The organism is Halomonas jincaotanensis, from assembly GCF_018448785.1.
GTDB classification, from domain to species: Bacteria; Pseudomonadota; Gammaproteobacteria; order Pseudomonadales; family Halomonadaceae; genus Halomonas; species Halomonas jincaotanensis.
The window spans coordinates 83,875-95,866 of the sequence record NZ_JAHCLU010000007.1; the positions used below are offsets into that span (position 1 = coordinate 83,875).

At 61.6% G+C, this 11,992-nt stretch carries 10 protein-coding genes; 2 read left to right on the top strand and 8 right to left on the bottom strand.

The window, feature by feature from the left end; all coding sequences use genetic code 11:
* Nucleotides 1-26 precede the first annotated feature (26 nt).
* The 8 genes from KG088_RS08055 to KG088_RS08090 form a co-directional block, all read right to left on the bottom strand.
* Entirely contained in the window at nucleotides 27-2,294 is a 2,268-nt protein-coding gene (locus tag KG088_RS08055; protein WP_213824999.1) for an NADP-dependent malic enzyme, read from the bottom strand.
* A 161-nt stretch (nucleotides 2,295-2,455) separates the two neighbouring features.
* A complete protein-coding gene (locus KG088_RS08060) occupies nucleotides 2,456-2,689 on the bottom strand; it encodes a hypothetical protein (protein WP_213825000.1) in 234 nt (77 codons plus the stop codon).
* 91 nt (nucleotides 2,690-2,780) lie between these two features.
* Nucleotides 2,781-3,416 carry an SDR family oxidoreductase gene (locus tag KG088_RS08065; protein WP_213825001.1) on the bottom strand — a complete coding sequence of 212 codons (636 nt, stop codon included), beginning with the start codon at nucleotides 3,414-3,416 and terminating at the stop codon, nucleotides 2,781-2,783.
* A 133-nt stretch (nucleotides 3,417-3,549) separates the two neighbouring features.
* On the bottom strand, nucleotides 3,550-4,413 hold the full coding sequence (locus KG088_RS08070) for a sensor domain-containing diguanylate cyclase (protein ID WP_213825002.1): 864 nt from the start codon (nucleotides 4,411-4,413) through the stop codon (nucleotides 3,550-3,552).
* Between the two features lie 118 nt (nucleotides 4,414-4,531).
* Nucleotides 4,532-6,142, bottom strand: coding sequence for a BCCT family transporter (locus KG088_RS08075; RefSeq protein ID WP_213825117.1), 1,611 nt, complete (start codon nucleotides 6,140-6,142; stop codon nucleotides 4,532-4,534).
* 186 nt (nucleotides 6,143-6,328) lie between these two features.
* Entirely contained in the window at nucleotides 6,329-7,222 is an 894-nt protein-coding gene (locus KG088_RS08080) for a dihydrodipicolinate synthase family protein (protein WP_213825003.1), read from the bottom strand.
* Between the two features lie 55 nt (nucleotides 7,223-7,277).
* A complete protein-coding gene (gene nfsA / locus KG088_RS08085) occupies nucleotides 7,278-8,009 on the bottom strand; it encodes an oxygen-insensitive NADPH nitroreductase (protein WP_213825004.1) in 732 nt (243 codons plus the stop codon).
* A gap of 176 nt (nucleotides 8,010-8,185) precedes the next feature.
* The gene (locus tag KG088_RS08090; protein WP_213825005.1) at nucleotides 8,186-8,635 is read right to left on the bottom strand and encodes an NUDIX hydrolase; all 450 of its coding nucleotides are present in this window, start codon (nucleotides 8,633-8,635) and stop codon (nucleotides 8,186-8,188) included.
* A 246-nt stretch (nucleotides 8,636-8,881) separates the two neighbouring features.
* On the opposite strand from KG088_RS08090, the gene KG088_RS08095 reads away from it, so the two are divergent.
* Both KG088_RS08095 and KG088_RS08100 read left to right on the top strand, forming a co-directional pair.
* A complete protein-coding gene (locus KG088_RS08095) occupies nucleotides 8,882-11,050 on the top strand; it encodes an ATP-binding protein (protein WP_213825006.1) in 2,169 nt (722 codons plus the stop codon).
* The gene (locus tag KG088_RS08100; protein WP_213825007.1) at nucleotides 11,040-11,945 is read left to right on the top strand and encodes a GGDEF domain-containing response regulator; all 906 of its coding nucleotides are present in this window, start codon (nucleotides 11,040-11,042) and stop codon (nucleotides 11,943-11,945) included. The genes KG088_RS08095 and KG088_RS08100 overlap by 11 nt, the downstream gene beginning before the upstream one ends.
* Nucleotides 11,946-11,992 lie beyond the last annotated feature (47 nt).

The window sequence follows — 11,992 nt, forward strand, 5'->3', positions numbered from 1 at the left end:
CCTTGGTTGGGTCGGAATTGTTTTATTTATCGATCGGTCTGTGCCTCGACCACTGCGAAGGCGCTCATGTTGGCGATACCCCGGGCGGTGACCGAGCGGTTGAGCACATGAACCGGCTTGGCGGCCCCCAGCAGGATGGGTCCCACTGATACACCGTTGCCCAGTACCTTCAGAGCGGTAAAGGCGATGTTCGCCGCGTCCAGGCTGGGCATGATCAACAGATTGGCCTCGCCGTCGAGAAGCGAATCGGGCAGGATGCGCCCGCGCACGCCCGTGGACAGCGCCGCGTCGGCTTGCATTTCGCCGTCCACCACAAGATCCGGGGCACGCTCCCGGATCAGCGCCAGTGCCTGGCGCATCTTCCCGGCACTGTCGAAGTCGGAACTGCCGAAACTCGAGTGGGAGACCAAAGCAGCCCGGGGCGTGATGCCGAAGCGGCGAACCTGCTCCGCAGCCAGCAGGGTGATTTCGGCGATCTGATTGGCATCGGGGTCGTAATTGACGAAAGGGTCGGCGATGAACAGCGTGGCCCGTTCGAGGATCAGCAGTTGCAGGGCGGCCGCCGTGTTGACGCCCTCGCGCAGGCCGATGACGTCGAGCACCAGGCCCAGGTGCTCGCCGTAGGTGCCCACCGGGCCGGCGATCATGGCGTCCACATCGCCCCGGCGCAGCAGCATCGAGGCCAGGATGGTGGACCGGCTGCGGACTCGCTTCTCGGCGGCCTCCGGCTGTACGCCGCGCCTTCCCATCAGTATGTGGTACTCGCTGGCCAGTTCGGGGTAGCCGGAATAGTCCTGCGAGTCGATCAGCTCGAAATCGACGCCGGGCGTCACCGGCAGGCCCAATTCCTCGATGCGTGCCTCGATGACAGCCCGGCGACCGATCAGTACGGGTTTGGCATAGCGCTGACTGACGCAGACCTCCATGGCACGCAGGACGCGCTCGTCCTCGCCTTCGGCATACAGCAAGCGGAGTGGATTCTGTCGAGCCCGCTCGAACACCGGCTCCATCACGTTGCCGGAGCGGTAGACCAGTTTTGACAGCGTACGGGTATACGCATCCAGGTCCTCGATGGGTCGAGCGGCCACTCCGCTGTCCATGGCGGCCTTGGCCACCGCCGGCGGGATGGTGTCGATCAGGCGCGGGTCGAAGGGTTTGGGCAGAATGTACTCCGGGCCGAAGGTCAGCGCCTGCCCGCCATAGGCCACCGCGACCGTTTCCGGCACCGTGGTGGTCGCCATGTCGGCGATGGCCATGACGGTGGCCAGTTTCATTTCCTCGTTGATGGTGGTGGCGCCGCAGTCCAGGGCGCCCCGGAAGATGAACGGAAAGCACAGGACGTTGTTGACCTGATTGGGGTAGTCCGAGCGTCCGGTGGCGATCACCGCATCCGGGCGTACCGCCTTGGCATCCTCCGGCATGATTTCCGGGTGGGGGTTGGCCATGGCCAGGATCAACGGCCGATCGGCCATGGTCGCCACCATCTCAGCCTTGAGCGCGCCCCCGCTCGAGAGACCGAAGAACACGTCGGCCCCGTTGACGGCATCGGCCAGGGTGCGGGCCTCGGTCTGGGCCGCATAGCGTGCCTTGTATTGGTCCAAGCCGTCACGGTGGGTGTGGATCACGCCGCTGCGGTCGCAGACCAGGATATTCTCCTTGCGTACCCCCAGAGCCACCGCGAGATCCAGACAGGCCAGGGCCGCGGAGCCCGCCCCGTTGCAGACCAGGCGGATGTCACCGAGGTTCTTTCCGACCACCCGCAAGCCATTGAGCAGGGCGGCCGCCGTTACGATGGCGGTGCCGTGCTGGTCGTCGTGGAAGACCGGGATATCCATCCGCTCGCGCAGACGCCGCTCGATCTCGAAGCATTCCGGTGCCTTGATGTCTTCCAGATTGATGCCGCCGAAGGTGGCCTCCAGACCGGCGACGATCTCGATAAACTTGTCCGGGTCGCGCTCTTCGACCTCGATGTCGAACACGTCCACGTCGGCGAATTTCTTGAACAGCACGGCCTTGCCTTCCATGACCGGCTTGGAGGCCAGGGCGCCGATGCTACCCAGCCCCAGCACCGCTGTGCCGTTGCTGACCACGGCCACCAGATTGCCGCGGGCGGTGTACTCGGCCGCCATCAGGGGGTCACGTTCGATCTCCTCGCAGGCCGCGGCCACGCCAGGCGAATAGGCCAGCGACAGATCTCGCTGACTGGCCATGGGCTTGGTCGCCTGGATCGCCAACTTGCCGGGGCGGGGGAATCGATGGTATTGCAGGGCGCTGTCGCGTAGATCGTCGGCCATATGCTTTTCCTCACTCGTTGTTACTCGCTTTTCCTAGCGGCGACAGCGGCGTCGATACCGCTTTGCCACCAGCCATGTCGTCAGCGTCAGCGGGGCAAACGGGTGGAGCTGCGCCGAACCAGACAGCGGCTCGTCGCAGCAAAAGCGCCCGCCCCCTGGCATCAGAACTGCAACCCGAGGGCGACGCCGCCGAGCACGTAAAAGAAGAACAAGGTGATCAAGGTGATCCCGATGACGTCGAGTACGCTTCCCCCGAGCACGGGAATGGAGGTCGCGGCAGTCGCCATGTGACTGGTGACCTCGGTGAGGAAGAGCACGAGTGTGATCACGGCGGTGACCAGCAGCAGGATTGGCGACTGCTCATACTCTATCGGCTGGCGTGTTTGTTCAGCCATCGGAATGTCTCCGGCGGTTGTTTTTCCTCATGCTAGTTCAAGAAACGAACAATGGCCTACCGAATGCGCTGCACACTCAACACCGAGGGGGTCACGCGAGCGCCTCGGCGATGAGTCGTTCGCCGTCGAGCAGCACGAACTCTCGGTTCACCAGCTCGCGCGCCTTCACCAGATGCTCGAGAGCAAGGGCCACGTTGGCCCGGGAGGCGCTGTTCTCGCCGCCGGTCTCCTCGAGCGAAGTGGCCAAGCGCTGGCTGGCTGGCTCATCGGTGAGGCGTCCCGGCTTGATGATCAGGAAAGGCACGCCGGAGGCGCGCAGGTAGGCGTCAGCGGCGAACTTGGCGGCCATGTAGGGGCGCAGCTTTTCGGGGGCGGCCTGGGGGTCCTCGGCGCGCATGGCGCTGACCATCAGGAATCGCGCCACGCCTCCCTCACGTGCCAGGTCGACGGCGCGGATAGCACCGTAGAGGTCGATCAGCAGGGTCTTGTCGGGGCCGGTATGCGGGCCCGACCCCGCAGTGAAGAGTACCTGCTCGCAGCCGCCGTCGAAGGCGTGCGCGAAATCGCTCTCCAGGTCGGCGATTACCGTCTCGATGCCACGCGTCTCGAACCAGGGTTGCTGGACGGCATTGCGGATCATGGCCCGGATGGGCTCGCCGTTTGTTCGGGCCAGCTCGCAGAACTGTTGGCCGATCTGTCCGTTGGCCCCAATCACCAAGGTCGTCATATTGCCTCCTCGTTTCGCTGTTCAGGGCCGGCAGCTCTGCGTAGCCGTTGAGCCTCGGCGATGGGGTCAAACGGCAGTCTCTTCCTGGCGCCAGTGTTCAACGTGGCGCTGCGCACGCTGTTCTGCAGGCTCGTCACCCCACTAGCGAACGATGCCTTTTTATCCGATACATATGGCCATCCGCATGGCCCAGCAAGGTATCGGCATCTTCCCCGTCTGTGGGATAACAGGCCACGCCGATGCTGCATGACGGCATGCTGACCCCACCGAATTCAGCGCCCAGCGGCGCGTTCACGACCATGAGGATCTGCTCCACCTTTGCCGCAACGGCATCCGTAGACTGTATATCCGTTAACAGAACCGTAAACTCATCCCCGCCCATCCGGGCCACCGTGTCCGTCTCGCGTACGCAGCCTTCCAGCCCTCGTGCCACCTTACAGAGCACACTGTCACCCACCGCGTGTCCGTGAACGTCATTAATATATTTGAAATCGTTAATATCCAAAAACAGCAACGCCAGACGGCTCTGGTGACGATGGGCCGTCCGCAGACCCGATTCCAGTCGATCGTAAAACAGCGATCGGTTCGCCAGCGCTGTCAGCGGATCATGGTGTGCAAGAAAGCGTAATTCTGCCTCGGCCTGCATAAGTGCCGTCACGTCCCGCGCGACACCGATCCGCACACCCTCAGCCTCGTACCAGCGGGCAGACCACAGGATATGTACGATGCCGCCATCCTTGCGGAGATAACGGTTGCGGAAATCGACGTGGGGCTGACCGTTCATGACCCGGAGCATGGAGACCCGCGTGGCCGCAAGGTCGTCAGGATGTATATAGTTGACGATTGAGGTGCCGGTCAGCTCGTCTGCACGGTAACCGAGCAGCGCCTCACATGCCTCGCTCACAAAGATGATCTGGTTGTCCCCATCGACCACAAAGACCGTGTCCAGCATCAGATTAATCAGTTTGGGGTAGAGTGCTTGCGGGTCAGTGGGCATACACAGTCCAAGGAAAGTTTGCTGACATCCCACGAGAGTAGCCCGATCGCGAGGGGAGGCGGTAAGGAATCGTACAAACGTTTAGGGAAGCGCTGCGTGAATCCCGCTGGTCATCCGATCACAACTCCTCCGGCCGGGGTGGCCTGCCCACCTTCACTTCGCCGAGATCCTCATGGGACAGGCCGCGGAACAACGCGAACATCATGGCAAACACCAGAATAAACATCGGCAAGCCGACGACGGTGATCACCTCCTGCAAGGCGGTAAGCCCGGCATCGCCGGCAAGCACGATGAGCATGGCAGCCAGCATGCCCTCGGAGACTCCCCAGAACACGCGCTGGTGCCAGGGGCCCGGGTCTGGGGTGCCGGTACACAGCATATCGACCACCAGGGACGCGGAATCCGATGACGTGGCAAAGAAGATGGCAACGATGACAACCGCCAGGCCCTGAATTAATGTCGCGGCCGGGAAGTTCTCGAAAAACGCGAACATGGCCAGTGGGATGCTTTCGACTACGGCAGCGGACAAGACACCGGCCTGATCCCCCATTGCTTCCCGGGTCCCTGCCCCGATTCCGTCAATCTCCATCGCAGACCAGCCAAAGATGGCAAACCAGATCAGGGTAAAGATGGATGGGGCGAACAGCACACCAAGGACAAACTCGCGGATGGTCCGCCCGCGGGAAATCCGCGCCACGAAGATCCCGATAAAAGGCGACCAGGTCACTGTCCAGGCCCAATAAAACACCGTCCAGCTGCCCTGCCACCCCCAGGTGCCACCGTCGCTGGAATAACTCGCCAGGGTGTCATTCCAGAAAGCCATCGGCAGCAGGTTCGAGATGTAGAGGCCAAAGGTCTCGACAACGGCACGAAGAAGAAAGACCGTCGACCCGGTAAAGAGCACAAACATCAGCAGGCCGACGGCCATCCCGATATTGATATTGGAAAGCCGTTTCACCCCTGAATCCAGCCCCGCCACGATCGACCCCACGGCGACAGTCGTCAGAACGGCGATAATAAGCACCTTGGTAATCACCGCATCCGGGACACCAAACAATGCCGTTAGCCCCGCATTGATCTGCTGGGTGCCCAGGCCGATAGAAACCGCTACGCCAAACAGGGTACCGAGGATGGCGAAGATATCGAGGGACTTACCGACGGGCCCATAAATGTGGTCGCCAATCAGCGGGTAGAACACCGAGCTGAAACGCATCGGCAGGTTATAGCGATAGATAAAATACGCAAAAGCCAGCCCCGGCATGGCGAAAATCGCCCAGGTATGCAGCCCCAGGTGATAGATAGAAAAACTCATGGCATCGTCGGCGGCTTCCACAGTGAAGGGCTCGACATCCGGCCTAGGGGGATTTGCAAAGTGGGAAATAGGCTCGGCTACGCCCCAGAACATCAACACCGTGCCGATGCCGCCAGCAAACAGCATGGCGAACCACGAGAGGTTGCCATAGGCCGGCTTCGCATCATTGCCACCCAGGCGAATCGACCCGAAACGGCTTATCGCCACCCATAGCAGGAACGCCACCCAACTCGTCACCCCGAAAATAAAAAACCAGCCAAGGTTAGTAACGATCCATTCTCGCCCCGCGCCGAAGGCTTCCCCTATTGGGCCTGGCGCAATTAAAAGCGCGGCTAAAAAAAGGATCATGATCCCTGCAGACGTGAAAAAAATGGTGGGATCCGTCTTGAGACCCAGCTTTCTCGCAAGTGAATCCATTGTCATGCCTCTCCGAGCCTTTCCGACAATTTAGGAGTTATTCGCCGATCACGCCAAGTTGCTAGCGACACTTCATGCACACCTTCCATGCACATCTTCAAAGGGAGAAGACTCCCGCGGCGGGTGCACCAGCTTGTGGAGTTCGATGGGGTTGATGTCGCTCTGCACCAGCAGCCATGCACGGCGCTACGCCAGGTCAAGCCTCTCCAGCACATCCGCCAGCCGTTGTCGGTCGGCGCCTTCCAGTGTCTTGAGCGGTAGCGGCAGGCTGGGACGGCTGACAAACCCCTGAAGCTCGGCGGCGGTCGCGATGATGCGCAGACTGCCACCATACGTTTGAAACAGCGCCCAGAGTGGGTTTAGCCGTGCCGATAGGGCCAGAGCCTGATCGGAGTCGCCTGCCTGGGCGGCGCGGGTGATCGCGAGCATGATCCGCGGGTAGAGCCCGCCAATCGCCGAGTACCAACCATCGCAACCCGCGGCGAGTCCGGTGGCAGCCAAGGGGTCACCGCTGACGCCAATGGTCACGTCGGAGGGAATCAATTGGCGCAGTCGCTCGACACGCGCCTTGGCTTTCTCAACTTCCGCCGGCACACCGGGAATCTTGATCGAGCGTACCTGTGGCAACTGGGCGATGCGGCCGTGCAGCTCATCGCTGAAGACAAAGTGGGTGGTGCCGGGGTTGTCATAGACACACAGCGGTACGGAGAGCGCGCGGCACACCGTTTCGTAAAGGCCAAAGACTTCATCCTCGGTGAGTTTCTGGTACGACGCGGGTGCCAGCAGCACTCCGCTGGCGCCGGCGTTCTGGGCATCCTCGGCCAAGGCCAGCACATCGCGGGTACGCAGTGCACCGATGCCAATCATGACCGGTGTATCGCCAGCACTCGCCACAGCAAGCTGTGCAATGCGCGCGCGTTCGGCGCGGGTGAGATAGGCGTAGCTGCCCGTCGAGCCAAGCGCCCCGATGTCGTCCACGCCCGCTACCGCCAGGCGCTCGATCAAGCGGGTGAATGCCTCTTCTTGAAGACCCTGCTCACTCATCGGGGTCAAGGGAAATGCACTCAGGCCGGTGAACATGTTCGATAATCCTTGTGGGGTTATGAATGCCTGGCTGGCATCTTCCAGGCGGTTATCACTTCATCTCAAAGCCACGCTTGACCAGGAAGTCGCGCATATGCGGACGCAACTTGGTATCGAAAAGTGGGGTGAGGTTGTGTGACCAGTCGGTGTTCTTGTTGCCGCTGCTGCGCGCCTGATAGTAGGTCTGCATCGTGGCGTCGAAGGCTTCGACCTGCTCGCGATCGTCGGTGTAATAGTCTTTCTTGAGGATCGCCTCGACCGGCAGTCTCGGTTTGACGTCCGGGTCGTGGGCCGGGTAGCCGAGGCACATGCCGAACACCGGATAGACGTGCTCGGGCAGGCGAAGCAGGTCGCTGACCGCCTGGGGGTTGTTGCGGATACCCCCGATATAGCAGATGCCCAGGCATTCGGATTCGGCGGCGATCGCCACGTTCTGCGCCATCAGCGCGGTATCCACGCTGGCAACGATCAGTTGCTCGGTCATGCCGCGCACGACATTGGCGCCGGTGCGCTCGGAGGCCTCAGTGGGGCGTTTCATGTCGGCGCAGAACACCAGGAAGTCCGCGCAGCTGGCGATATAACCTTGGCCGCCGGCAAGCTCGGCAATCGTCTCGCGGTTCGCCGGGGCGGTGACGTGGATGACGCTGTAGGCCTGGACGTGGCTGGAGGTAGCCGCGCCCTGGCCGGCTCGAATGAGCTCCAACAGCAGCTCACGGGGGATCGGCCGGTCGCTGAACTTGCGGACCGAACGATGGGATTTCAGTAATTCAATGACGTGGCTCATGGTAGCTCGCAAACGTGGATGACTATCGCCTGAAACCGGCGACCAGCGACGCTCTCCTCTCGCCGGCCGAAATGGCGGCCGGAATAGCGGCAGGAGGCTGTCGCCCTTCCAGGCATCGCGGAGAACACAAGTTAACCCCAGAAGACGACAAGGGCCAGCCAAGTGCTGCGGCGCGACTACGGCTCGTCGAGTGCCAGCGCCATCCTGGCGAGGCGCTCGACATCGACGCTTGCGGTCGCGCCGATGTCGGTAATCTCTTGTGGCGAGAACCAGCCAACGTCAAAGGCATCGTCGTTGGCGACACCCTCCCCGGCCACCCATTGGCAGCGCACGGCGATGAGAACAAAGTGATGCTGACGCCCTCTCTCCACGGGCGTGATCACCTCCAGGACCGTGAGCACATCGCCGGGCAGTGCGCGCACACCGGTTTCTTCCTGCAGTTCACGAACGGCGGCCGCTTGGGTGGTCTCGCCCCACTCGATATGACCGCCGGGAAAGCCCCAGCAGCCGGCGTCCGGTGGGTTGGCGCGACGCACCAGCAGCACGCGGTCCCCGCGAGCCACCACGGCAAGCACAGCAGGCACGGGACTCTTGGGTTCGTGAATCATGGAGGGGGCATGCGCCATGGAGTGTCCTGTCGATGTCTGGCGACTCATTGCCACAGACTAGCAGGTGGGTACACGCCGGCTGTTACCGGTACAACAGCGTCATCGTGGGAGACGCAGACACCGCCAGCTGGATAGGTGAATCTTGGCGGAAGGTGAGTGATGGCAGAAGGTGTGTTAAGGAGGAAGCGCCCGTATTGACATGAAAAAGTACTACGCTGAACCATGATTGGGCATGTCCAGGGATGTAATCAGAGGAACGCGTCAGTGAATGTCGATACCGAGACACAAATCCACGAGATGCAGCGCCGCATCAGGCATTGGCTCGATGAGGACACGGGCGCCGGGGTCGAAGGCACCTTGGAAGGGCTCACTGCCGATGTCACCACCCTGGAAGAGGAGCTACAGGCGCTCTTTCCCGCCAAGGACTCGACCCGCGACATCTTCGCGGCCCTGAGGGAGCAGGCGATCTTCCGAACCGTGCTGGAGTCCGTGGTCGAAGGGGTGGTCGTGGCCGACATGCAGGGGCGATTGCTCGTCTTCAATTCGACCGCTAGAGAGCTTCTGGGCAAGGGCCCCATCGAGGTCGACCCCGAGAGCTGGAGCGAGTTGTACGGCTTCTTCTACTCGGATGGCAGTACGTCCTGCCCTTCCGATGAGCTGCCTCTAACCCGCGCCATGCAGGGAGAAGCCGTGGACGGCGAGGAACTGGTGGTGCGAACACCGGGACGTCCCGAAGACGTCCATATCCTGGCCACTGCCCGGCCGCTGACGGACAATGAAGGAGAGCAGATCGGGGGAGTGGTGGTGTTTCACGACATCACGCAAGCCAAGACAGTGGAAAGGGAATTGCGCCTGGCGCGCAATGATGCCGAGTCGGCCTCGCGCGCCAAGAGTGAGTTTCTCGCCAATATGAGCCACGAGATTCGCACGCCCCTGACTGCCGTGCTGGGTTTCGCCGATCTGCTGATGGATGCCGACCTCAACGAGAGCAACAAGCTCAACTACATTCAAGCGATTCGGCGCAACGGCCATCACCTGCTTGGCCTGATCAATGATGTACTGGATCTGTCGAAGCTGCAGGCGGAAAAGATGATCGTCGAGACCATCGACTGCTCCCTGCACCAGTTGCTCCACGAGGTGGCGTCGATCATGCAGGTTCGAGCCCACGAGAAGGGCCTGACATTCGAGGTGGAGTATGCCACGCCGATTCCGCGACATGTCCAGAGCGATCCCATGCGTATCCGCCAGATCCTGCTCAACCTGCTCAGCAATGCCATCAAGTTCACCCCCGGCGGCGCGGTCCGGCTGACGGCCTCCTGCCTCGATCCGGGCAGAGATACGTCTCGGGTGGAACTTGCCGTGAAAGACAGTGGAATCGGCCTGAACGAGGTGGAGATCGATAGCCTCTTTCAGCCCTTTCAGCAGGCCAATCCATCGACGACCCGCCAGTTCGGCGGCACCGGCCTGGGCCTGACCATATGCCGATCCCTGGCCGAGGCTTTGGGGGGCGAAATTCGAGTTGAAAGTTCACCGGGCAGCGGCAGCACCTTTACCTTCGTTTTCCACCAGCCGATCGACGCGCAGGCGGAAATGGTCACAGAGCACTGCCTGGCACTCGATGCATTACGGGAAGAACCGACCCGATCGGACTCATCGCCCTCGCTCTACGGCCGGATACTGCTGGCAGAAGACGGGATCGACAATCAACTGCTTATCTCCACGATACTGCGTCGACAAGGGCTTGTGGTAGAGGTTGCCGAAAATGGCGAAATCGCCGTCAATGAGGCGCTGGAAGCATTGGCCAACCACAAGGCCTATGACGTGATCCTCATGGACATGCAGATGCCCAGGCTGGATGGCTATGGTGCTACGGCCAAGCTCCGCCGCAAGGGCTATGCGGGGCCCATCGTCGCCCTGACGGCACACGCCATGGCGGGGGAGCGGGAACGCTGTCTTGCTGCCGGTTGTGACGACTACTTGACCAAGCCCATCGAACGGGCGGTGCTGCTCGGTGCCGTGGAGTCGCACCTGCGGCGCATTCGGGGAGAAGAAACTCCCTCGATGACGGAGGCAGCAGCCGTAACCGACAAGACGGAAGAGGCAGCCGGCCCCCTCTACAGTGACTTTGCCGATGATCCGGAAATGGACGAGCTGATTGCCGGTTTCATTGAGCGCCTCTCCGCGACACTCGAGGATATCCAGGCGGCCCTGAAGGCAGACGACATGGAACGGCTTCAGCGCTTGGCCCACCAGCTCAAGGGGGCGGCTGGTGGTTATGGTTTCATGCCGGTAAGCCGGGATGCCGAGGCCCTGGAGATGGTCGTGCGCAATGAAGCCCCGCCCATCGAGCTCACAGCGGCCATGGAGCGCCTTGCCTTTACCTGTTCTCGCCTATGCCATGACGACGTGCAGGAATCGAGTGATGACACTTGAACACCTGCCCCAGACGGTGCTTATCGTCGATGACTCCCCGGATATTCACCGGCTCGTCAGTGCGCACCTGAGATCCGAAGGGGTGACTCTCCTGCACGCCCAGGACGCGACAGAGGGACTGAAGATCGCCAACGACTCCCTGCCCGACCTGATATTGCTCGATCTGGACATGCCGGACATCGACGGCATGACCCTGTGCCGCCAGTTAAAGGAGGACCCGGACCTGTCGCCCATCCCGGTAGTCTTTCTCACCGGCATCCTCGATGTCGCGACCAAGGTCCAGGCCTTCGAACTCGGTGCCGTCGACTATGTCACCAAGCCCTTCGATGCCATCGAACTCAAGGCACGGGTCAGGGCGGCTCTTCGTACCAAGCGCTACCATGACCTCCTGACCACCAAGGCCCAGATCGATGCATTGACCGGGCTCTGGAATCGGGGATACCTCAACGATCAGCTGGGCCTGGAAATTTCCACCCTGCAGCGAAGCGATCATGCGTTTTCCCTGGCGATGGTGGATATCGATCACTTCAAATTGATCAATGACACCTACGGGCATCCCTTCGGCGACAAGGTGATCCAGGGTGTCGCCAACGCACTGAATCGGCTTTCCCGCAGCGCTGACGTCGTCTGTCGGTACGGTGGGGAGGAGTTCTCCATCATCCTCCGCCATACCTCGAGTGCTGGTGCGCGCGTCATGGCTGAGCGTATGCGCGAGGATATAGAGGCGCTGTCATTCACGTTGGGCCGCAAGTCCATCTCGGTGACAGTGAGCATTGGTGTGGCCGGCAGCGATCAATTTGTGGCGTCGGCCGATCTGTCCTGCGACTCATTGCTGCGGGCCGCCGACAGGGCCCTCTATGCGGCAAAAGGCAAGGGGCGCAACCGGGTCGAGTAAAACCGGGTCGAGTAAAACCGGGCCGAGTAAAAAGAGAAAGGGCGTGG